Below are 20070 nucleotides of genomic sequence, written 5' to 3'. Positions count from 1 at the left end.
ATGACCGTCGCCGACGCCCTCGAGCGCCCCGTGTTGTCCTTCCTGTCCGGTCCCGGCGCAGGGATCACGCTGCGTCAGGCGGGCGCGCTCCGCCTGGACCCGGACTTCGGCCTGTTCGCGGCTCTCGAAGACGCGGGCCCGGAGAGCCTGGAGGCGATGGCGGGGCACGTGCGCACAAGCGGTCCAGCGCTGTTCATGCAGCCCGACGTCCCGCCGCCGGTTCCGGGAACCCGCGTGGCCACCCAGGCGGCCGGCGTGCAGATGGTGGGCGAAGAGGCGCCGGCGCGTCCCCCGCCTGCCTTCGAGATCATCCCGCTGACCGATGCCGACGCCCCGCAGATGCTGGCGCTGGCGACGCTCACCCGGCCGGGGCCCTTCGCCCGGCGCACGCACGAGCTGGGCGGCTTCGTCGGCGTGAAGGAGGATGGCCGCCTGGTCGCCATGGCCGGCGAGCGCATGCGCATGCCGGGCTTCGCCGAGGTCAGCGGCGTCTGCACCCATCCCGACCGGCGCGGCCGCGGCTATGCGGCGGGGCTCATGCGGCACGTGGCGGAGAAGATCCGCGCCCGCGGCGAGACCCCGTTCCTGCACGCCTACGCTTCGAACACCGGGGCCATCGGCCTCTACGAGAGCCTCGGCTACCGCACCCGCCGCCAGGTCCTGGTGACGGTGCTGGAGCCCGCCTAGGGGTGGAACGGCCGGCCCATGGCGCGGTCGCCGATTTTCCTCACCGTCACGACGATGCGCTCGCGCTCGCCTGGGGCGCGCTCGACGAGCAGACGGGCGACCTGGGCGTCGTCATGGAAGACGTAGCCCTTGATGGCGTCGAGGATGGCCTTGGCGAGGTTGTCGAGGTCGATCCAGGGCGGCTCGCCCAGGTACTCCATGCGGATCTCGACGGCGAACTCGCCCCAGCCCGGGCGCGAACCGCGCCAGACCTTGCGGAAGAACTCGTAGATGAGCGGCTTGTAGTACTTGGCCTGGGTGGTGAGGCCGTCGACCTCCACCTCCATGGCGCCGTCGAACTCGCGGGCGCGCACCTTGCCGTGCTGGGTCCAGGCTTCGGACATCGGCTCCGTCCTTAGCCTTGCGCTTGGCGTGCGTCTCGCTAAACCGGCCCCGCGATTGGCTGGAGCTACCGATGACCGCGACCCGCACCGAGACCGACACCTTCGGCCCCATCGAGGTCGCCGCCGACCGGTACTGGGGGGCGCAGACCCAGCGGAGCCTGCAGAACTTCAAGATCGGCTGGGAGAAGCAGCCCATCCCGGTGATCCGGGCGCTAGGTGTCGTCAAGCGCGCGGCCGCCGAGGCCAACATGGAGCTGGGGCGGCTGGACCCCGCCATCGGCGCTGCGATCGTGGCGGCGGCGCAGGAGGTGATCGAGGGAAAGCTCGACGACCACTTCCCGCTGGTGGTCTGGCAGACCGGCTCCGGCACCCAGTCCAACATGAACGCCAACGAGGTGATCTCGAACCGGGCGATCGAGATGCTGGGCGGCCAGATGGGTTCCAAGACGCCGGTCCATCCGAACGACCACGTCAACATGAGCCAGTCGTCGAACGACACCTATCCGACGGCCATGCACGTGGCCTGCGCCGACGAGATCGCGCGGCACGTGAACCCGGCGCTGGAGCACCTGCACGCGGCGCTGAAGTACAAGGCCGAGGAGTTCGCCCACATCATCAAGATCGGGCGCACCCACACCCAGGACGCCACCCCGCTGACGCTGGGCCAGGAGTTCGGCGGCTACGCCCATCAAGTCTCCATGGCCGTGCGGCGGATCAAGGAGACGCTCTACGGGCTGTACGAGCTCGCCCAGGGCGGCACCGCCGTGGGCACGGGGCTGAACGCGCCGGTGGGCTTCGCCGAAAAGGTGGCCGAGCGGATCGCGGTCATCACCCACCTGCCGTTCGTGACGGCGCCCAACAAGTTCGAGGCGCTCGCCGCCCACGACGCCATGGTGTTCAGCCACGGGGCGCTGACCAGCGCCGCGGCGGCCCTGTTCAAGATCGCCAACGACATCCGCTTCCTGGGCTCCGGGCCCCGGTCGGGGCTGGGCGAGCTGGCGCTGCCGGAGAACGAGCCGGGAAGCTCGATCATGCCCGGCAAGGTGAACCCCACCCAGGCCGAGGCGCTCACCATGGTCTGCGCCCACATCATGGGCAACCAGACGGCGATGGCGTTCGCGGGCTCGCAGGGCCACTTCGAGCTGAACGTCTTCAACCCGGTGATGGCCTACAATTTCCTGCAGTCGTGCCGGCTGCTCTCCGACGCCGCAATCAGCTTCACCGACAACATGGTCAAGGGGATCGTGGCGCGCGAGGACAACATCAAGGCCAACCTCGAGCGCTCGCTGATGCTGGTGACCGCGCTGGCGCCCAAAATCGGCTACGACAACGCGGCCAAGATCGCCAAGCTGGCGCACAAGAACAACACCACCCTGCGCGAGGAGGCGGTCGGCGGCGGCTACGTCACCAACGAGGAGTTCGACGCGGTCGTGCGCCCGGAGAAGATGATCAGCCCGGGCTGAGGCGCCTCATTGACGCTGCGGCCGAACGGGCGCGTGAAGGCCCATGGCCAAGGAAACCGTCTACATCGTGCAGTCCTACGTCGCCGGGCGGGGCAAGTCGCTGAAGGCCGAGCAGCAGGTCGGCTGCAAAAGCGCCGAGGAGGCTCGGCGCAAGGCCGAACGCCTGGGGCCGTTAAGGGTCGGCGTCGTGGCCTTCGCGGCCACCGCCGACGTCGACATGGGCGACTACGACGAGAACCCGGTGATCCTGTTCAAGTCGGGGCAGCTGCCCCACCCGTTCGCCGACTAGATCACTCCGCCGCGTAGACCAGCGGGTGGGCGTGGGCCCAGAGGTACGCCCGGTAGGCCTCGAAGCACTGCTCGCCGCAGATCAACCGCATGACCGCGCCCTCGGCTATGTGGCGGGCGCATTCCGGCGTCTCCTCGACGAGCGGGACCAGGGCCTCGGCGTTCCAGGCCCTGGAGTGCTCGATGTCGAGCGCGGCGTGAAGCTGGAAGTATTTCCGCTGTTCCGGCGGGCAGCCCAGCCGCTTCAAGCCCTCGGCCACCGAGCCCACGCGGGTCGGCGCGGTCAGCTCGACGACTCCAAGGGCGCCGATCGACTGGTAGGTGTACCGCCGCGTGGTGGCCAAGGCCGTCATGGTGTTGGCGAGGCACAGGGACTGCCAGCAAGTGCCCTCTATGGTCGGCTGCAGGTCGAGGCCCTGGACGGTGCGGTCCAGCATCGGGCCGTGCATGCCGCCCATGTTCCCGCGGCCCATTTCGTCCCAGTAGTTGCGGGCCAGCTCCAGCTTCGGCCGGGCCGGCAGCTTCACCTGGGTGTAAGCGACGAGGTCGTCGAACCCCGCCTCGCCGGCGGCTTCCTGGGTCAGGAACCACTTCATCTGCTCGAGGCTGGCCTCTCCGGCGAGCCAGTCGAACAGCGGGTCCCATTGGCCGGGGCCTGAGTCCTTCAGCGCCTCGAACCAGGCGACGAAGCCCTCGGGATCGGTGGGGACGTCCGACACGAACGGCGCGACGTGCGCACGGAACGCCTCCACGAAGGCGCCCTCCAGCCGCAGCATCCGCACGTTCTCGTTGAGTTCGGCCTTCCAGTCGCCGTGCGGCATGGCGACGGCCAGGCGGCGGCGGTTCCAGCGCGCCAGCCCCTGGTGCATGGCTTCGGCGTCTGGGAATTCCGGCGTGAATGCGCCGAAGGCAGCAAGTCGCGTCCCAGGAAACATGGGCTCTCCCTCGTCGGACGAGGAGAGCGCTCAATTGACGGTAGAGTTCCCTACGGCGCCGCTAGGCGCGGCGCAGCACGGCGAAGTCGGCGAGGTCCTGCAGCGCGGGGCGCCAGCTGTTGGAGCCGAAGCCGTCGAGCGCGGCCTTGGCGCTCTGGGCGTACTCGCGGGCCAGCGCCAGGGTGGCGTCCAGCGCCCCCGTCTGCCGCATCAGCTCGCGGGCGCGGTCGAAGTCCGCGTCAGTCTGCTCGCGCCGGTCGACGGTGCGGACCCAGAACTCCCGCTCCGCGGGACCGGTGCGGGCCATGGCCAGGAGCAGCGGCAGGGTCGCCTTGCCTTCGCGGAAGTCGTCGCCCGGATTCTTGCCCAGGGTCGCGCTCTCGCCGGAATAGTCGAGGGCGTCGTCCACGAGCTGAAAGGCCAGCCCGAGGTCCTGGCCGTACTTGCGAAGCGCCCGGCAGCGCTCCGGCGGCGCGCCGGCCGAGACCGCGCCGGCTTCGGCGGCGGCGGCGAACAGCTCGGCGGTCTTGGCCTTGATGATCTCCAGATAGACGTCCTGGGAGAGGTCCATGTCGTGGGCGCGGGTGAGCTGCAGGACCTCGCCCTCCGCGATGACGCGGCTGGCGCGGGCGAGGATCTCCAGGGCCGGCATCGACCCTGCCCCCACCATCAGCTCGAAGGCCCGCGCGAACAGGAAGTCGCCCACCAGCACCGACGAGGGCGCGCCCCAGATCAGGTGGGCCGCGACCCGGCCGCGGCGCAGCTGGGATGAGTCCACCACGTCGTCGTGCAGCAGGGTGGCGGTGTGGATGAACTCCACGGCGGCCGCGAGCTTCAGGCAGGCGTCGTCGCGCGCGCCGCACAGCCTCGCCGAGGCGATGGTGATGAGGGGCCGAAGCCGCTTGGCGGAGCCCGCGATCAGGTGGTCGGCCAGGGCCGGGATCACCGGGACGGGGCTGTCCATGTGCTTGCGGATCAGGGCGTCGACCGCAGCCATGTCGGCGCCGGCCAGCTCCAGCAGCCCGTCCAGCGACGGCGGCTTCTCGGCGACGGCGAGGCGGGCGGCTTCCACGCGGACTTCAACGCTCCTGGGGCGCGGGCGTCGCCATTGGGGAGGGGCGGCGGCCGTTGCCGGGGACAATGGTGACGCGGTAGGGGCTGGTCAAGCGACCCCCGGGCGCGCTCTGTCTTCAACCATACACCAGGGCGGGCGGGAATGGACGACATCACCGAGGACGGGGTTCTGGACGGCAAGGTGCGCCTGCGCCAGCCGGCCCGCGGCTACCGCGCGGGGCTGGACGCGGCCCTCTTGGCGGCGGCCTGCGACGCGCGCGAGGGCCAGCGGGTGCTGGAGGCCGGCTGCGGCGCGGGCGGCGCCTTGCTGGCCGCCGCGGTGCGCCGGCCCGGGGCGCGCTTCGTCGGCCTGGAGCGCGATCCGGCCGCTGCGACGCTGGCGCGGGAGAACCTGGCGCTCAACGGCCTCTCGGAGCGGGCGGAAGTTATCGAGGGCGACGTCGCGGTGCGGTTCTCTTCCCTGGGCCTGGCCCATTTCGACGCCGCCATGGCGAACCCGCCGTTCTTCGACGATCCGGCCGCCCTGCGCAGCCCGGCCGCCGAGCGCCGCGCCGCCTGGATGGCCGACGACGGCCTTGAGACGTGGATCGGCTTCCTTTCCAAGGCCGTACGCGAAGGCGGGACCATCACCCTGGTCCACCGGGCCGATCGCCTGGCCGACATCCTGGGGCTGCTGGCGCCGAAGGCCGGCTCCGCGCAGGTGCGCCCGGTGCATCCCTTCGCCGACGAGCCTGCCAAGCGGGTGCTGGTGCGCGCGATCAAGACCGGCAAGGCTCCCATGCGGGTGCTGCCGCCGCTGGTCCTGCGAGAGAGGACGGGCGACAAGCACACGGCGGAGGCCGAAGCGATCCTGCGCGGCGAGGCAGACCTGCCATGGATGTGACGTCCGCCAACGCCGCCGGCTTTCGGGCCGAGGGCGACGACGTGTTCGGCCGGATCGCCCGTCGCTACGACCTGCTTTGCGACCTCTTCAGCCTCGGCGCGCACAGGCTGTGGAAATCGTACATGGCGCGGCGGATGGCTGGCTTTCCCGGCGACACGGTGCTCGATCTGGCCTCCGGGACCGGCGACATCCCGGTCCGGCTGCTCCGCCTGCGGGGGGTGGGCGCCCGCCGCATCTCCATTACCGACATCAGCCCGGCAATGCTCGCGATCGCCCAAAGGAAGATCGGGGATCGGGAAAGCTGCCGCTTTGCCCTAGCCGACGCCGAGAACCTGGCCGGCGTGGCGGATGCATCCGTGGACGTACTGTCGATCTCGTTCGGAATGAAGATCTGCGACCGGGGCAAGGTCATCGCCGAGGCCGTCCGCGTCCTGAAGCCAGGCGGGGCCTTCCTCTGCCTCGAGGCGGCGCGCATCCAATGGCCGTGGCTCCACCGGCTCTATCTCGCGTACATGGCCTGGTGTCTCCCGCTGATCGCCCAGATCGCCGTCACCGGCGACCGCAGCGCCTACGACTATCTGCTGCGGGGCATCCGTGAGTTCCCGGACCAGGCGACCTTCGCCCGCGAGCTGGAGGCCGCGGGCTTCCGGGAGGTGGGCTGGCGCAACCTGACGTTCGGGATCGTGGCCCTGCACACCGCCCGGCGCACCTAGCAGCTGCTCGGCTGCTCCGCCGTATCGGCCAGCAGCCTGTCGAGCAGATCGAAGTCGATCTGCTCGCCCTTCCGGAACCGGATGCAGCTCTTGCCCGCGTCGAGGCCCTTCATCGCCTCGGCGTGCTTCTCGTGCACCGCCGGGGGGACGTACAGGGAGATGTACTGCTTCTGGGAGTTGAAGGCGAAGACCGGCTGGCCATCCTGAGATAGGCCGGCATGCCGTAGCTCATGGCCTCGGTGAGGTGCGGCAGGCGCTTCCGCGCTGCGGCGCGTATCTTCTCGAAATACGGCGCGCGGGCGGCCTCCACCTCGGCCATCCAGTCGTCGACCGTCGCGGCCTTCGATTGCACCATCAGTCGATCCCCAGCTGGCGCCGGTAGGTGTCGTGGACGATGTCGTGCCACTCCGGGTGCTTGGCGATGTAGGCGGCGATGAAGGGACAGGTCGGGATCACCTTCAGGCCCTGCTCGCGGGCGTAGCCCAGGGCGGCCTTGGCCAGCTGGCTGCCCACGCCGCGGCCCTCGAAGGCGTCGGGCACCACGGTGTGCGGCAGGATGATCCCGTGGTCGACCAGCCGGTACTCGGCGAAGGCCACGTCGCCCTCGAGCTCGATCTCGAACCGGCGGGCTTCCTCGTTCATCACCACGTTGAGGGTCTCGGACATGTACGCGTCTCCTTGAGCCGCGAACTTGACCCGGCGCGCGCCGTTCGCCAAGCTCGGCGGCAGTCGAAACCACGCCAGCGAAGGAGACGGACATGCAGACGCCCATTGCCCGCCAAGCCCTTCCGTGCGTCGGTACGCGCAGCGCCTGACGGCGCTTCCTCTCTGCAAGCAGACGGGATTTCCGCGGGTCGACGCCTGACGGCTTAGCGACCTCATTCCCTGCAAGGAAATCCGACATTGCTCACGACCTATGGCTGGACCGAACGGCTCCAGCACGACTTTGAACCCTACGCGGCGCAGGGGCTGACGCCCGGCCGCGTCACCGTCCAGCAGCGCGGCCTGTGGCGGCTGGTCACCGAGGCTGGCGAGATCGACGCCACGCTCGCCGGCCGCTTCGTGCACGACGCGGCGGAGGGCGACTTCCCGGTGGCCGGCGACTGGGTGGCGGCCGATCCGGCCGGCGTGATCCACGCGGTCCTGCCGCGCGCCACCGCCTTCAAGCGCTGGGCCTCAGGGCCAGCGGGCGGGGTGCAGGTGGTGGCGGCCAACGTCGACCGCGCGCTGCTCACCGCCTCGCTGAACGCCGACCTCAACCTGCGCAGGCTGGAGCGCTACATGGCCGCCGCCTACGAGAGCGGCGCCGAGCCGGTGATCGTGCTCACCAAGGCCGACGCCTGCGATGACGTCGAGGCGCTCACCGCGGAGGTGGAGGCCATTGCCTTCGGCGTCCCGGTGCTGGCCGTCTCGGCCCTCAGCGGCCAGGGCATGGAGGCGCCGACCTGCTGCCGAAGGGCAAGACGGGCGTCCTGCTGGGCTCCTCAGGGGTGGGCAAGTCCACGCTCGTGAACGCCCTCGGCGGCCAGGCGCTGATGGCCACCCAGGCGATCCGCGAGGGCGACGACCGCGGCCGGCACACCACCACCCACCGCGAACTGATCCTGCTGCCGTCCGGGGGCCTGATCCTCGACACGCCCGGCATGCGCGAGCTCGGCATGTGGGACGCAGAGGACGGGGTCTCCCAGACCTTCGCCGACATCGACGCCCTGGCCGAGCAGTGCCGGTTCAACGACTGCAGCCACGGCAACGAGCCGGGCTGCGCCGTGCAGGCGGCGCTGGCCGGCGGCAGCCTGGACGCCGAGCGTCTGAGGAGCTGGGAGAAGCTGCAGCGCGAGGCGGCGCACGAGCGGCGCAAGGAAGATCCCCTCGCCCGCCAGGCCGAGCGCAAGCGCTGGGCGGCCATCCACAAGTCCGCCCGGACGCACATCAAGTCGAAGCGAGGTATCGACGACTGAACCCTTGGAGTGTCATCCCCGGGCTGGTTCCGGGGATGACGTCCTGAGTCAGTTGCGCGCGGTGTCCACCAGCTTGTTCTTGGTGATCCACGGCATCATGCCGCGCAGGCGGGCGCCGACCTCCTCGATGGGGTGCTCGGCGGCGCGCCGGCGGGTGGCCTTGAAGCTGGGCTGGCCCGCGGCGTTCTCCGCCATCCAGTCGCGGACGAACCGGCCCGACTGAATGTCCTCCAGCACGCGCTTCATTTCGGCCTTGGTCTGTGGGGTCACGATGCGGGGGCCCGTCACGTACTCCCCGTACTCGGCGGTGTTGGAGATCGAGTAGTTCATGTTGGCGATGCCGCCCTCGTAGATCAGGTCGACGATCAGTTTCACCTCGTGGAGGCACTCGAAGTAGGCCATCTCCGGGGCGTAGCCGGCCTCCACCAGGGTCTCGAACCCGGCGCGGATCAGCTCTACCAGGCCGCCGCAGAGGACGGTCTGCTCGCCGAACAGGTCGGTTTCGCACTCCTCGCGGAAGTTGGTCTCGATGATGCCCGAGCGGCCGCCGCCGATCGCCGATGCGTAGGCCAGGCCGAAGTCCATGGCGTTGCCGGTGGCGTCGTGGTGGATGGCGATCAGGCACGGCACGCCGCCGCCCTTCTGGTACTCGCCGCGCACCGTGTGACCAGGCCCCTTGGGGGCGACCATCAGCACGTCGACGGTGCTCTTCGGCTCGATCAAGCCGAAGTGGACGTTGAGGCCGTGGGCGAACATCAGCGCCGCGCCGTCCTTGATGTTTGGGGCGATCTCGTCGCGGTAGATCTGCGCCTGCAGCTCGTCGGGGGCCAGGATCATGATGGCGTCGGCCCAGCCGGCGGCGTCGGCCACGCTCATCACCTTGAGGCCGTCGGCCTCGACCTTCTTGGCGGTCGCCGAGCCCGGACGCAGCGCGACCGCCACGTCTTTCACCCCGGAATCGGTGAGGTTGAGCGCATGCGCGCGGCCCTGGGAGCCATAGCCTACGATGGCGATCTTCTTGTCCAGGATGCGGGAAATGTCGGCGTCGCGGTCATAGTAGACGCGCATGATTGTTCTCCTGGATGGTCAAGAAGCTGCGCCCCCACGCAACGGCAGTGCAGCAAAGCGGGCGCTTTCCAGCGGTTTTTTGCGCGAAGGTCAAGGGACGCGCGCCATGCCGCGCCTGCGAAATCGTCGCGAACGCCGGCGAACCATGGCAAGGCATGGGCGATGATCGAGGTGACGGACCAGATCGCACTCGGCGAGGACGAGGTGACCTGGAAGGCGGTGCGCGCCTCCGGGCCCGGCGGGCAGCACGTGAACAAGACCTCGACCGCGGTGGAGCTGCGCTTCGACGTCCGCGGGTCGCCGTCCCTGCCGGAGCGCGTGCGGGCGAGGCTCTACGAACTGGCCGGCAGCCGACTAACCCAGGACGGCGTCATCGTGCTGGTGGCCCAGGGCACCCGCTCGCAGGAGATGAACCGGCAGGAGGCGGTCGAGCGCCTGCTCGACCTGATCCGCGAGGCCGCCAAGCCCCCGCCCCCGCCGCGCAAGAAGACGAAGCCCAGCCGGGCGGCGAAGCAGAAGCGCGTGGATTCCAAGGTGCGGCGCGGCTCGATCAAGGCGATGCGCGGGCGGGTGCGCGGGGACGACTGACCCCCCTCTGGCGCCGGATCGCCGCATTGGCCTATATGCTCGGTCCCCGACATGATCCGCCTCCCCCTCCTCTCCGCCGTCGTCCTCGCCGCGCTGACCGCCGCCGCCTGCGTGAGCCCCTCGCTGGGTCCGCCGCCGCCCGGACGCGCCCGCCCCCCTGCGCCGCCCGCCGTGTTCAGCCCCGCCGACTTCGCCTGGTCGCAGAAGCCGGGCCGCAACGGCATCGCCGGCCACGTCGTCTACAGCCAGGGCTCGACCCGCTTCAGCTGCTCCGGCGCAGGCGTGGTGCTGACGCCGGAGACCCGTTGGTCCCGCAGCCGCATGGCGGCCCTGTACGGCTCCGTGGAGCGGGCCGCGCTGCCGGCCGCCGAGGTCCGCGCCCGCACGCCGGGCGCGCCGGCCGGCGACGCCGGGCCGTTCGTCAAGCGCACCACCTGCGACAGCCAGGACCGGTTTAGCTTCTCGGGGCTTCCCGACGGCGCCTGGTATGCCATCGTGCTTGCCCGCCCCGCCGGCCAGCCGCGCGCCGAGGGCGTCGCCCTGATGCGCCGCGTGGTCACCCGCGGCGGCCGCGTCACCGCCCTCGATCTCTGAATCTTTTCCAGCCGCGCTGAACCGGCCGTGCGCTGACGTGTTCCGCAGGAGCGAGGGGCGCGCCACGACGCCCCCGCTCGGTGGAGTGTCTTCAACATGCGCATCATCCTTTGCGCCGCTGCGCTGGCCGCAGCCTCGCTCGCGCCTGCCGCCAACGCCGGCGAGCGGCCCAAGCCCCAGCAGGTGTCGGCGATCTCCGTCGACGACCGCGCCGTCCCGGCGAGCTATCGCGGCCCCACGGTCGGCCACGGCTACAGCGCCCGCGCGCGGCGGATCGCCGACTGTCTGGCCACCTATCCCAACTACGATCCGAAGAGCGACAGGGTGAAGGTGGCGCCGGGCGTCACGCGTCGCTGCGCCCTGTAATCACAGGTATTTGCAAGCGCTGCCCTAGGAACAATAGGGCCTTCCCGGTGCGTTACCCCCGCCGATGAGGGATGCACCGAGGAGAAGAACATGCGCAAGACCTTGAGCGCGGCGGTCGCAGGCCTCGCCATTGTTGGCGGCGTCGCGGCGATTGCCGGGACAGCGAATGCCCAGACGCGGTACTACGACCCGTACACCGGCCGCTACGTCTACAGCCAGCCGAACACCTACCGGGCCCCGGCGACGCCGTACTACTACAGCCAGCCCTACGGCTACACGCAGCCGTACGCCCAGCCGTACGCGCAGCCCTACGGCTACAACCAGCCCTACGCCTACAACCAGCCGTACTCGAGCTACGGCTCGAACAACGGCCTGTCCGCGGGCTTGGCCGTGCTGGGTTCGCTGTTCGGCCTGAACACCAGCGCGCTGAGCTACAACGGCTACGGCTACAACACGCCCTACGGCGCGGTGCCGGTGGACCAGTACGGCCCTGATCCGAACGGCATGATCGCCCCCGACGGCCACCGGATCAAATGCAAGCTGCGCCGGAGCTACGACAGCTACTACCGTCAGACCGTCACTCGGCGCGAGTGCCGCTAAGCGTCGGCTGAGCAGAGATGGAGGCGCCCGCCGGAGCGATCCGGCGGGCGCTTTCGCTTAGTGCACCTTGGCGCGGCCGATCGCGAGGCCGTCGCCGGTGGACCCGACGTCGATCACGGCGCCGTCCTCCAGGTCGCCCGCCAGCAGCTTGCGCGCGATGGGGTCCACCAACTCCTTCTGGATCACCCGCTTCAGCGGCCGCGCGCCATAGACCGGGTCATAGCCGCGCTCGGCGAGCCAGTGCATCGCGCCCTCGTCCAGGGCGATCGACATGCGCCGGTCGGCGAGCAGCTTCTCCACCCGCTGCAGCTGGATGCGCACGATGTTGTCCATGTCGTGCCGACCCAGCCGCTTGAACAGGATGATCTCGTCGAGCCGGTTCAGGAACTCCGGGCGGAAGTGCTTGCGCACCACGTCCATGACCAGTGGCCGGGCTGTCTCCACGTCGTCGCCGTCGGCGAGGTTGGCGAGGTACTCCGAGCCCATGTTCGACGTCATGATGATGAGCGTGTTGCGGAAGTCGACCGTGCGGCCCTGGCCGTCGGTGAGCCGGCCGTCGTCGAGCACCTGCAGCAGCACGTTGAAGACGTCCGGGTGGGCCTTCTCGACCTCGTCGAACAGCACGACCTGGTAGGGCCGCCGGCGCACGCTCTCGGTGAGCGCGCCGCCTTCATCGTAGCCGACGTAGCCCGGAGGCGCGCCGATCATCCGGCTGACCGAGTGCTTCTCCATGTACTCGCTCATGTCGAGGCGGGTGACCGCCGCCTCGTCGTCGAACAGGAACTCGGCAAGCGCCTTGGTGAGCTCGGTCTTGCCGACGCCAGTGGGACCCAGGAACAGGAACGAGCCGATCGGCCGGTTGGGGTCCTTCAGGCCCGCCCTGGCCCGCCGGACGGCGTCCGAGACGGCGACGAGCGCTTCCTCCTGGCCGACCACGCGGCCGCGCAGGGCGTCTTCCATGGCCAGCAGCTTCTCGCGTTCGCCTTCCAGCATCTTCTCCACCGGGACGCCGGTCCAACGCGAGACGACGGCGGCGATCTGCTCGGCGTCCACCACCTCCGGCGACAGCGTGTCCTGGCTCTCGGCGGCCTCGGCCTCGGCGAGGCGCTTCTCCAGGGACGGGATTTCGCCGTAGGCGATCTCGGACGCCCGTTGCAGGTCGCCGCGGCGCTGGGCGTTGACCAGTTCGGCGCGCAGCCGGTCGAGGGCCTCACGGGCCTGGGCGGCCGAGGAGACCTTCTCCTTCTCCGAGCGCCAGCGGGCGGTCATCTCGGCGGACTGCCGCTCGAGGTCGACGAGTTCGTCCTCGAGCTTCTCGAGGCGCGCCTTGGAGGCCGCGTCGGTCTCGCGCGACAGCGCCTCGCGCTCGATCTTCAACTGCACGACGCGCCGGTCGATCTCGTCCAGCTCCTCGGGCTTGCTGTCGACGGCCATCCGCACCCGGCTGGCGGCCTCGTCCACGAGGTCGATCGCCTTGTCCGGCAGGAAGCGGTCGGTGATGTAGCGGTTGGAGAGGGTGGCGGCCGCGACGATGGCGCTGTCGGAGATGCGCACGCCGTGGTGCACCTCGTACTTCTCCTTCAGGCCGCGCAGGATCGAGACGGTGTCCTCCACCGTGGGCTCGCTGACGAACACCGGCTGGAAGCGCCGCGCCAGGGCGGCATCCTTCTCGACGTTCTTGCGGTACTCGTCGAGCGTGGTGGCGCCCACGCAGTGCAGCTCGCCGCGGGCGAGCGCCGGCTTGAGCAGGTTCGAGGCGTCCATGGCGCCTTCGCTCTTCCCGGCGCCGACCAGGGTGTGCATCTCGTCGATGAACAGGATGATCGAGCCTTCCGCCGCGGTGACCTCGCTGAGCACGGCCTTCAGCCGCTCCTCGAACTCGCCGCGGTACTTCGCGCCGGCGATCAGCGAGCCCATGTCGAGCGAGAGCAGCTGCTTGTCCTTTAGCCCCTCGGGCACATCGCCGTTGACGATGCGGAGCGCCAGGCCCTCCACGATGGCGGTCTTGCCGACTCCAGGTTCGCCGATGAGCACGGGGTTGTTCTTGGTCCGCCGCGACAGGACCTGGATGGTGCGGCGGATCTCCTCGTCACGGCCGATGACCGGATCCAGCTTGCCGTCGCGGGCGGCCTGGGTGAGGTCGCGGGCGTAGCGCTTCAGCGCGTCGTAGCCCTCCTCGGCCGACGCGCTGTCCGCGGTCTTGCCCTTGCGGACTGACTTGGCGGCCTCTTCCAGAGCCTTGGCGCTGGCGCCGGCGCTCTTCAGGACGCTCGCGGACTCGCCGCCTTCCTTGGCGATGGCGATCAGCAGGCGCTCGGTGGTGACGAAGGCGTCGCCCGCCTTCTTCGCGCCGTCCTCGGCGTCGGCGAAGACCCGCGCGGTCTCCGGCTTCATGTAGAGCTGGCCCGAGCCACCCTCGACCTTGGGCAGCTTGCCGAGCGTGGCGTCGACGGCCTTGTCGGCCTCGTCCGGGCGGCCGCCGGCGCTCTGGATCAGCGAACGGGTGAGCCCGTCGCGCTCCTCGAGCAGCACCTTCAGGATGTGCTCGGGCGCGAGCTGCTGGTGCCTCCGCGCCAGGGCCAGGCTCTGGGCGGACTGGATCGCTTGCTTGGCGCGGTCCGAATAGATCTCGATGTTCATGCCTTCCCCTCTTCAGGCGGATTGGCGCCGGCTGCCTTGACCAAGCACAACCTGCGCCACAGCCCATGTAGTGTGGCATTTGCGCCACACAAGGGTGAGCCAGCCGGATCCTACATCAACCGAGGGGGTCTGCGGGCCGTGTGTGGATGCGCGTCACGTAGCGGAGCTGCTCGCCGGCGGTCCAGATCAGGTGCTCGATCCCGGTGATCTCGTGCGCCGCGTCGGGCCGGGCCCCCGGCGCATCCAGCAGCATCATCCGGTCGCCCCGGTTCATCGGCGTGAACGGGTCATCGGAATCCACCTTCCAGACCAGGTCGTCGGCGCCGCCCGGCCCGTAGACCTCCAGGCTGTAGCGCTTCAGCTCACTCGTCTTGAAGGGCTGGCCCATAAACCGTTCAACGCCAGCCCGCCGCCTCAGTTCGGCGGGTTGTGCTTCTCGAGGAACGCGATGGTGGCCTGCAACATCGCGATGCGTGTGTCGCCTTGGGAGAGCCAGTGATCGGCCCCCTTCTGGACGACCAGCTCCACCGGCTTGCCGGCCTTCTCGAGGGCCTCGGCCATGATCCGGCTTTGCTCAAGCGGCACGACGGTGTCGTCGCGGCCGTGCACCAGGAGGACGGGAATCGTGATGCGACTCGCGTGGGCGGCCGGAGAGGCCTCCGTGAGGGCCGGGTCCCGCTTGGCTTCGGCGCCCATGAAGCGCTTCCAATAGCGGAAGGCGACCTCCCCCTTCCTGTCCCTGGACCAGGCGAGCATCCGCCGCAGGTCGGACACCCCTGCGACTGAGGCGGCGCACCGGTAGACGCCCTGGTCAAGCGCAGCCCCGGCAAGGGCCGCATAGCCCCCGTAGCTGGCGCCGACGATGCAGACGCGCTTGGGGTCGATCGTGCCCTGCGCGGCCAGGAAGCGGACGCCGTCAGAGAGGTCGGTCTGCATCTTGCGGCCCCACTCCCCGTACCCTGCTTCCAGGAACGGCACGCCGAAGCCGTCGGAGCCGCGGAAGTTCACCTGCAGGACGGCGTATCCCCGCGAGGCCATGGCCTGGGCCCACCAGTCGAACCCGGGCTGGTCGCGCGAGGCCGGCCCGCCGTGCGGGAACACCACCAGCGGCAGGTTCTTGGCCTGCGCACCGCGCGGCACGGTGAGGTAGCCGCTCAACTCTAGTCCGTCCTTGGCCTTGAAGCGAATGGCCTGGACCGGCGAGATGTCATCGCCGTCGAGCTTCTGGTAGCGGCGGCCAAGGTAGCTTGCCTGCTTGGTGGTCAAATCGACCAGCGCGTAGGCCGGCCCCTCGATGGGAGAATCCACCAGCACCACGATCTTCTTGCGGTCCTGCGACCAGGATTCCAGCAGCACCCGGTCGCCCTTGAACGCCGCGCGGACAGCGTTCCAGGCCTTCTGGTCGGCCGGGTCGAAGAAGGTGTATCGATCCTCATCACCAACCAGGGCGTAGAGCCCGATCAGGCGGTGGCTCTCCGGGTCAAAGACGAGGTCGTCGGCGTCCTTGACATCCAGCGGCTCACTCCAGGTCCCGTCGGCGGCCACCTCGCGCAGGACCAGGGCGCTGTCGCCCGGCTCCGCCACCACGACGGAGCGACCGTCGCGACCTACGCCGACGAGGTATGGGCGGTCGATCTTGGCTTCCAGGGTTCGGCTGATCCTCCAGCCGCCGCCCGCCTGGCGCATCTTCAGCGTCCAGCGGCCATTGTCCGCATTGTAGTCGCTCTTCGCGAGCGGAGTGCCATCCGGGCCCAGCACGAAATCGTCGGTATCGGGATCGCCGAGTTCGACCACCTTCGGCAGGCTGTGCTTGGGACTCATCTGGAAGATCGTCAGCACGCCCTCGTTCGACGGGAAGGTGACGCCTCGAAGGAACAGCGTCGGGGCGCCGTCGACGGTGCGCACCTCCGGCAGTCCCGCGAGGACGTTGAGCGAGTAGCCGATGCCGGTGTTCTTGCTCCGGACGTGGGTGCCGGTTTCGCCGCCGCCGATGGAGCCCTGCAACAGCGGCTGGACCTTGCGGTTGGCCAGGTTGAGCTTGAAGGCGAGGAAGTGCTCACCTCGCGACGAGGTCACGCCTGCGATCGTGCCGGTCTGCGACGTGGTGATGATGAGGTTGTCCCCACCCACCCAGTCGAGGCGCCGCACCTTCGCCGTGCCGGCCGAAAAGGTTTGCATCTGCCCATCCGGCAGCGCCTTCACCGCCACGGCGCGCTGCTCGCCCGTGGTCATGGCCACCGCCAGCGTCGACCCGTCGGGCGAGACCTCGATCGACTCGATGCTCGGCAGCCCGCCGTAGGCCTCTAGCGGCGCGGCGGCAGCGGGGGTGACGAGCGCCAGGAGCGCAAAGAGGCCTGCAATGAGGGCGCGGGCGGTCATGGATGGCGTGTCCCTGGGTTCAGTTCGGGGGATTGTGCTTCTCGAGGAAGGCCATGGTCGAGCGCAGCATCTCCAGCCGCGTCGCCCCCAGCGACAGCCAGTGGTCGGCGCTGTTCTGCACGACGAGGTCCACCGGCTTTCCGGCACGCTTCAGCGCCTCGGCCATGGCCGTGCTCTGATCGAGCGGCACCACCGTGTCGTCCTTGCCGTGGATCAGCAGGATCGGCGCACCCGCATTGGCCGCCTGGGCGGCCGGTGAGTACCGCGCCAGCACAGGATCGCTCAGGTCCTCGGCGCCCATGTACCGGGTCCAGTAGCGCAGCACCGAGCGGCCGCCGCGGCCGCGGGAATAGCTGATCAACCGGCGCAGGTCGGAGACACCGCCGAACGAGACCGCGCAACGGTAGATGTCCTTCTGCAGCGTCACACCCGCCAGGGCCGCGTAGCCGCCGTAGCTCGCGCCGACGATGCAGACCCGTGCTGGATCGGCGATACCCTCTCCCGCCAGGTGCGCGACGCCGTCGGAGAGATCGGTCTGCATCTTGCGGCCCCATTCTCCGAAACCTGCCTGCGTGAAGCCCCAGCCGAAGCCCTCCGAGCCGCGGAAGTTGACCTGCAGGACGGCGTAGCCGCGCGAGGCCATCGCCTGGGCCCACCAATCAAAGCCGGGCATGTCGCGGGAAGCTGGTCCGCCGTGCGGAAAGACGATGAGCGGCAGGTTGCGGGGCTCTCGGCCGCGGGGCACGGTCAGGTAGCCGGTCAGCTCCAGCCCATCGCCCGCCTTGAACCGCACTGGCCGAACCGGCGCGATGTCATCGGCCTTCAGCGTCTCGTACTCGGCACCGAGCCAACTCGCCTTTCGCGACGCGAGATCGACTACCGAAAAGGCGGGGCCGAGGGTCGGGGAGTCGACGCGTACGACGATCTTCTGGCGGTCGTTGGACCAGGAGACGAGGCTGACGCTGTCGCCGGGAAACGCCGCCTCTACCGCGTTCCAGACCCGGGCGTCCTGCGCGTTGAAGAAGGTGTAGCGGCGGTCGTCCCGCGTCAGGGTGCTGAGTCCGATGAGGAGTCCCGTGGCGGGATCGTGGATAGCGCTCTGATAAGGGGCCGACGCGAGGGGCTCGGCCTTGCCCGTGTCGAGCGAGACTTCCGACCATTCGAAATTGTCCTGCTCACCGCCGATGACGAGGACGCTGCGCTCCGTCCGGCCTAGCCCGCGCACCGTCGGCGGTTCGATGGGCTCGACCTTCCGGAGCACCTCGCGCCACACGCTGCCTTGCTTCGCAAGGAGGCTCCAGCGGCCCGTGACGCCGTCGTAGAGCGTCTGCGCGATGACCCTGCCCTGCGGGTCGACGATGAAGTCGTCGGTGTCCGAGCGGCCCACTTCCACGAGCCGACTGCCTGCATGCTCCAGCCCGATCTGGAAAAGCGAGGCGGTACCCTTCGAGTTGACGAACTTCACCCCGGGCAGGAGCACCACCGGTTCGGCGCCGACGCTGCGCACGACGGGAGACCCGGCCAGGATGTTCATGGCCATCTCGGCATCGGTCAGCAGCGGACGGAGCTTCTTCCTTGGGACATCGATGTCTGAGGCGAAGAAGTACTCGCCCCGGGCGGCGATGACATCGAGTGGCTTCTGAGTGCTGCTCGTCGTGAGGATCAGGTGCTGGTCGCCCGCCCAGCGCAGATCGCGCACCTTGGTCCGACCGACGGTGGCCAGCAGCGGGACCTTCCCCGTGGCGAGGTCCTTGACGACGATCCGCCGCTCCTCGCCGTTGGTTACCACCAGGGCGACCTGGCCCCCGCCACCCGACAGGTCGGCGACCTCGACGCTCGGAAGCGCGCCATAGGCCTCGAGCGGCGCCGCCATCGCTTGCGCCGCAGCCAGGCAGCCTGCGAGCACCCCCGCCGTCAAAATGAACCGCATGCTGATCACTCCCCCCGGGGAAAGCCTGCCTCAAGGCGGGGGAGCGGGCAAGACGCCCCTCAGCGCTGGTTCGCGTAGAGCTTGACCACCCGGTAGAGGAACTCGCGGCCCTCGTAGAGCGAACGCACGCGAATCCGCTCGTTGAGACCGTGCGCGCCGCCGCCGTCGGCGTCGCCGAACATGCCGGAGAGGCCGTAGGTCGGGATGCCGGCGGCGAGCAGGAAGCGACCATCGGTCGCGCCCGTGGCCATGGCCGGCACCAGCGGCACGCGCGGCCACAGCTGGTTGGACACCGTCTGGGCCGGTCCGGTGATCTGCGGCGTCAGCGGCGGCGGCGGCGAGACCGGGCTCTTCTCTGCGGCGGGGACGATCCTGATCGCCGGATCGCCGACCACCCGGGTCAGGGCCGCGAGCGTCTGGTCGACGCCCTCGTCGGGCAGGATGCGGCAGTTGACGTTGGCGGTGACGCTCTGCGGCAGGGCGTTCAGGGCATGGCCGCCGCTCACCATGGTCGGCACGCAGGTGGTGCGCATCATGGAGTTGTAGCCCGGGTCGCGGGCGATGCGGGCGATGGCGTCGGCCGGCGTCGGCTGGGCCAGCGCCGCCCTCATGGCCTGGCCGACGTCGCCGCCGAGGATCGGGCTCATCCGCTCGAAGTGCAGGCGGGTAGCCTCGTTCAGGTGGGCGGGAAAGTCGTAGGCGGCGATCTTCTCCAGCGCCGCCGACATGCGCGCGATGGCGTTGTCCTTCACCGGCCGGGAGGAGTGGCCGCCCGGGTTTGTCGTGGAAAGCGTGAAGTCCTGGTAGACCTTCTCGCCCGCCTGGATGCCCAGATAGACGCGCCGGTCGCCGTCGAGCCTGCCGCCGGCGCCTTCATTGAGCGCGAACTCGGCGTCCATCAGTTCGCGGTGGTTGGCCAGCAGCCACTTCACCCCGTTGAAGGTGTCCGGCGTCTCCTCCCCGCATGTGAGCGCTAGCTTCAGCGTCCGGCGCGGCCTGAAGCCCTCCTGCCGGTAGCGGACGAAGGCGTCGGTGAAGGCCGCCGCCATCGCTTTGTCGTCGCTGGCGCCGCGCGCATAGAAGTAGCCGTTCTCCTCCACCAGCGTGAACGGATCGCGCTCCCAGTCCTCGCGCCGGGCGGCCACCACGTCGATGTGGGCGAGCAGCATCACCGGCTTTGCGCTCGGGTCCGTCCCGTGCAGCACCGCCACCAGGTTCCCGTCCTTCGGCCGCTCGGGCGGGACCAGCAGGTGGAGGTCCTGGGTGGGGTAGCCCGCCGCCCGCAGACGATTGGCCATGGCCTCGGCGGCGCGGGTGCAGGAGCCGTTGGGAAGGCTGGTGTCGATCTCCACCAGCTCCTCGTAGAGCCCGCGGAACTCGGTCTGGCCGGGGAAGCTCTGCGCCGCCGCCTGGCCGGCCACGAGCAGGCCCGCGGCCGCGAAAGCCGCTGCGCCGATCATCCGCATCATCGTTCGGAACTCCCCACCACTGCGGGGGACCGTAGGACGCCGGAGCGCGGCG

The 20070-nt window shown here is 69.8% G+C and carries 22 protein-coding genes; 11 read left to right on the top strand and 11 right to left on the bottom strand.

Annotation, left to right across the window (positions count from 1 at the left end; genetic code table 11):
* Entirely contained in the window at positions 1-687 is a 687-nt protein-coding gene (locus VIL76_RS06770; RefSeq protein ID WP_332044237.1) for a GNAT family N-acetyltransferase, read from the top strand.
* Here the strand turns inward: VIL76_RS06770 and VIL76_RS06765 are convergent.
* Entirely contained in the window at positions 684-1070 is a 387-nt protein-coding gene (locus VIL76_RS06765) for a RusA family crossover junction endodeoxyribonuclease (protein ID WP_332044236.1), read from the bottom strand. The genes VIL76_RS06770 and VIL76_RS06765 overlap by 4 nt on opposite strands.
* 71 nt (positions 1071-1141) lie before the next feature.
* Here VIL76_RS06765 and fumC point away from each other — a divergent pair, with 71 nt between their 5' ends.
* Both fumC and VIL76_RS06755 read left to right on the top strand, forming a co-directional pair.
* Positions 1142-2533: a class II fumarate hydratase gene (gene fumC, locus VIL76_RS06760; RefSeq protein ID WP_332044235.1), complete on the top strand. Its 1392-nt coding sequence runs from the start codon at positions 1142-1144 to the stop codon at positions 2531-2533.
* A 43-nt stretch (positions 2534-2576) separates the two neighbouring features.
* Entirely contained in the window at positions 2577-2822 is a 246-nt protein-coding gene (locus tag VIL76_RS06755) for a hypothetical protein (RefSeq protein WP_332044234.1), read from the top strand.
* Between the two features lies 1 nt (position 2823).
* Here the strand turns inward: VIL76_RS06755 and VIL76_RS06750 are convergent, their stop codons facing one another.
* Both VIL76_RS06750 and VIL76_RS06745 read right to left on the bottom strand, forming a co-directional pair.
* Positions 2824-3756: an iron-containing redox enzyme family protein gene (locus VIL76_RS06750; protein ID WP_332044233.1), complete on the bottom strand. Its 933-nt coding sequence runs from the start codon at positions 3754-3756 to the stop codon at positions 2824-2826.
* Positions 3757-3817: 61 nt separating this feature from the next.
* Entirely contained in the window at positions 3818-4786 is a 969-nt protein-coding gene (locus VIL76_RS06745; RefSeq protein ID WP_332044545.1) for a polyprenyl synthetase family protein, read from the bottom strand.
* Positions 4787-4972: 186 nt separating this feature from the next.
* Between VIL76_RS06745 and VIL76_RS06740 the strand changes: the two genes are divergently transcribed.
* Entirely contained in the window at positions 4973-5713 is a 741-nt protein-coding gene (locus tag VIL76_RS06740; RefSeq protein WP_332044232.1) for a tRNA1(Val) (adenine(37)-N6)-methyltransferase, read from the top strand.
* On the top strand, positions 5704-6426 hold the full coding sequence (locus VIL76_RS06735) for a ubiquinone/menaquinone biosynthesis methyltransferase (RefSeq protein WP_332044231.1): 723 nt from the start codon (positions 5704-5706) through the stop codon (positions 6424-6426). Before VIL76_RS06740 ends, VIL76_RS06735 begins: the two co-directional genes overlap by 10 nt.
* On the opposite strand, the gene VIL76_RS06730 is transcribed toward VIL76_RS06735, so the two are convergent.
* Positions 6423-6749: a DUF1801 domain-containing protein gene (locus VIL76_RS06730; RefSeq protein ID WP_332044544.1), complete on the bottom strand. Its 327-nt coding sequence runs from the start codon at positions 6747-6749 to the stop codon at positions 6423-6425. The genes VIL76_RS06735 and VIL76_RS06730 overlap by 4 nt on opposite strands.
* Before the next feature lie 31 nt (positions 6750-6780).
* The gene (locus VIL76_RS06725; RefSeq protein WP_332044230.1) at positions 6781-7092 is read right to left on the bottom strand and encodes a GNAT family N-acetyltransferase; all 312 of its coding nucleotides are present in this window, start codon (positions 7090-7092) and stop codon (positions 6781-6783) included.
* A gap of 237 nt (positions 7093-7329) precedes the next feature.
* On the opposite strand from VIL76_RS06725, the gene rsgA (VIL76_RS06720) reads away from it, so the two are divergent.
* On the top strand, positions 7330-7938 hold the full coding sequence (gene rsgA, locus VIL76_RS06720; protein WP_332044229.1) for a GTPase RsgA: 609 nt from the start codon (positions 7330-7332) through the stop codon (positions 7936-7938).
* The gene (gene rsgA / locus VIL76_RS06715) at positions 7917-8384 is read left to right on the top strand and encodes a GTPase RsgA (protein WP_332044228.1); all 468 of its coding nucleotides are present in this window, start codon (positions 7917-7919) and stop codon (positions 8382-8384) included. Before rsgA (VIL76_RS06720) ends, rsgA (VIL76_RS06715) begins: the two co-directional genes overlap by 22 nt.
* 48 nt (positions 8385-8432) lie before the next feature.
* Here the strand turns inward: rsgA (VIL76_RS06715) and ilvC are convergent, their stop codons facing one another.
* Positions 8433-9452: a ketol-acid reductoisomerase gene (ilvC, locus tag VIL76_RS06710; RefSeq protein ID WP_332044227.1), complete on the bottom strand. Its 1020-nt coding sequence runs from the start codon at positions 9450-9452 to the stop codon at positions 8433-8435.
* A 162-nt stretch (positions 9453-9614) separates the two neighbouring features.
* On the opposite strand from ilvC, the gene arfB reads away from it, so the two are divergent.
* The 4 genes from arfB to VIL76_RS06690 all read left to right on the top strand — a co-directional run bounded on the left by arfB (position 9615) and on the right by VIL76_RS06690 (position 11600).
* Positions 9615-10040, top strand: coding sequence for an alternative ribosome rescue aminoacyl-tRNA hydrolase ArfB (gene arfB, locus VIL76_RS19740; protein WP_332044226.1), 426 nt, complete (start codon positions 9615-9617; stop codon positions 10038-10040).
* A gap of 51 nt (positions 10041-10091) precedes the next feature.
* Positions 10092-10634, top strand: a complete 543-nt coding sequence (locus VIL76_RS06700) for a hypothetical protein (RefSeq protein WP_332044225.1) — start codon at positions 10092-10094, stop codon at positions 10632-10634.
* A 96-nt stretch (positions 10635-10730) separates the two neighbouring features.
* Positions 10731-11000 (top strand): hypothetical protein, encoded by a 270-nt coding sequence (locus tag VIL76_RS06695; RefSeq protein WP_332044224.1) that lies wholly within the window; start codon positions 10731-10733, stop codon positions 10998-11000.
* A 90-nt stretch (positions 11001-11090) separates the two neighbouring features.
* Entirely contained in the window at positions 11091-11600 is a 510-nt protein-coding gene (locus VIL76_RS06690; protein ID WP_332044223.1) for a hypothetical protein, read from the top strand.
* 57 nt (positions 11601-11657) lie between these two features.
* On the opposite strand, the gene clpB is transcribed toward VIL76_RS06690, so the two are convergent.
* The 5 genes from clpB to VIL76_RS06665 form a co-directional block, all read right to left on the bottom strand.
* Positions 11658-14240, bottom strand: a complete 2583-nt coding sequence (gene clpB, locus VIL76_RS06685) for an ATP-dependent chaperone ClpB (RefSeq protein ID WP_332044222.1) — start codon at positions 14238-14240, stop codon at positions 11658-11660.
* 115 nt (positions 14241-14355) lie between these two features.
* Positions 14356-14628, bottom strand: coding sequence for a hypothetical protein (locus VIL76_RS06680; RefSeq protein ID WP_332044221.1), 273 nt, complete (start codon positions 14626-14628; stop codon positions 14356-14358).
* A gap of 26 nt (positions 14629-14654) precedes the next feature.
* Positions 14655-16619, bottom strand: coding sequence for a S9 family peptidase (locus VIL76_RS06675; RefSeq protein WP_332044220.1), 1965 nt, complete (start codon positions 16617-16619; stop codon positions 14655-14657).
* A gap of 19 nt (positions 16620-16638) precedes the next feature.
* The gene (locus tag VIL76_RS06670; RefSeq protein ID WP_332044219.1) at positions 16639-18549 is read right to left on the bottom strand and encodes a S9 family peptidase; all 1911 of its coding nucleotides are present in this window, start codon (positions 18547-18549) and stop codon (positions 16639-16641) included.
* Between the two features lie 59 nt (positions 18550-18608).
* Entirely contained in the window at positions 18609-20018 is a 1410-nt protein-coding gene (locus VIL76_RS06665; protein ID WP_332044218.1) for a M20/M25/M40 family metallo-hydrolase, read from the bottom strand.
* Between the last annotated feature and the right edge of the window lie 52 nt (positions 20019-20070).

Source organism: Phenylobacterium sp., from assembly GCF_036563285.1.
In the GTDB taxonomy this organism is placed as follows: domain Bacteria; phylum Pseudomonadota; class Alphaproteobacteria; order Caulobacterales; family Caulobacteraceae; genus Phenylobacterium.
Note: the sequence above shows the minus strand (reverse complement) of the source record. Positions and strands in the feature narration are given on the sequence as shown.

Excerpts from the sequence above, each read along its gene's own strand:
- VIL76_RS06770 (WP_332044237.1), top strand. The coding sequence starts at position 1 with ATGACCGTCGCCGACGCCCTCGAGCGCCCCGTGTTGTCCTTCCTGTCC.
- VIL76_RS06765 (WP_332044236.1), bottom strand. The coding sequence starts at position 1,070 with ATGTCCGAAGCCTGGACCCAGCACGGCAAGGTGCGCGCCCGCGAGTTC.
- fumC (WP_332044235.1), top strand. The coding sequence starts at position 1,142 with ATGACCGCGACCCGCACCGAGACCGACACCTTCGGCCCCATCGAGGTC.
- VIL76_RS06755 (WP_332044234.1), top strand. The coding sequence starts at position 2,577 with ATGGCCAAGGAAACCGTCTACATCGTGCAGTCCTACGTCGCCGGGCGG.
- VIL76_RS06750 (WP_332044233.1), bottom strand. The coding sequence starts at position 3,756 with ATGTTTCCTGGGACGCGACTTGCTGCCTTCGGCGCATTCACGCCGGAA.
- VIL76_RS06740 (WP_332044232.1), top strand. The coding sequence starts at position 4,973 with ATGGACGACATCACCGAGGACGGGGTTCTGGACGGCAAGGTGCGCCTG.
- VIL76_RS06735 (WP_332044231.1), top strand. The coding sequence starts at position 5,704 with ATGGATGTGACGTCCGCCAACGCCGCCGGCTTTCGGGCCGAGGGCGAC.
- VIL76_RS06725 (WP_332044230.1), bottom strand. The coding sequence starts at position 7,092 with ATGTCCGAGACCCTCAACGTGGTGATGAACGAGGAAGCCCGCCGGTTC.
- ilvC (WP_332044227.1), bottom strand. The coding sequence starts at position 9,452 with ATGCGCGTCTACTATGACCGCGACGCCGACATTTCCCGCATCCTGGAC.
- arfB (WP_332044226.1), top strand. The coding sequence starts at position 9,615 with ATGATCGAGGTGACGGACCAGATCGCACTCGGCGAGGACGAGGTGACC.
- VIL76_RS06700 (WP_332044225.1), top strand. The coding sequence starts at position 10,092 with ATGATCCGCCTCCCCCTCCTCTCCGCCGTCGTCCTCGCCGCGCTGACC.
- VIL76_RS06695 (WP_332044224.1), top strand. The coding sequence starts at position 10,731 with ATGCGCATCATCCTTTGCGCCGCTGCGCTGGCCGCAGCCTCGCTCGCG.
- VIL76_RS06690 (WP_332044223.1), top strand. The coding sequence starts at position 11,091 with ATGCGCAAGACCTTGAGCGCGGCGGTCGCAGGCCTCGCCATTGTTGGC.
- clpB (WP_332044222.1), bottom strand. The coding sequence starts at position 14,240 with ATGAACATCGAGATCTATTCGGACCGCGCCAAGCAAGCGATCCAGTCC.
- VIL76_RS06680 (WP_332044221.1), bottom strand. The coding sequence starts at position 14,628 with ATGGGCCAGCCCTTCAAGACGAGTGAGCTGAAGCGCTACAGCCTGGAG.
- VIL76_RS06675 (WP_332044220.1), bottom strand. The coding sequence starts at position 16,619 with ATGACCGCCCGCGCCCTCATTGCAGGCCTCTTTGCGCTCCTGGCGCTC.
- VIL76_RS06670 (WP_332044219.1), bottom strand. The coding sequence starts at position 18,549 with ATGCGGTTCATTTTGACGGCGGGGGTGCTCGCAGGCTGCCTGGCTGCG.
- VIL76_RS06665 (WP_332044218.1), bottom strand. The coding sequence starts at position 20,018 with ATGATGCGGATGATCGGCGCAGCGGCTTTCGCGGCCGCGGGCCTGCTC.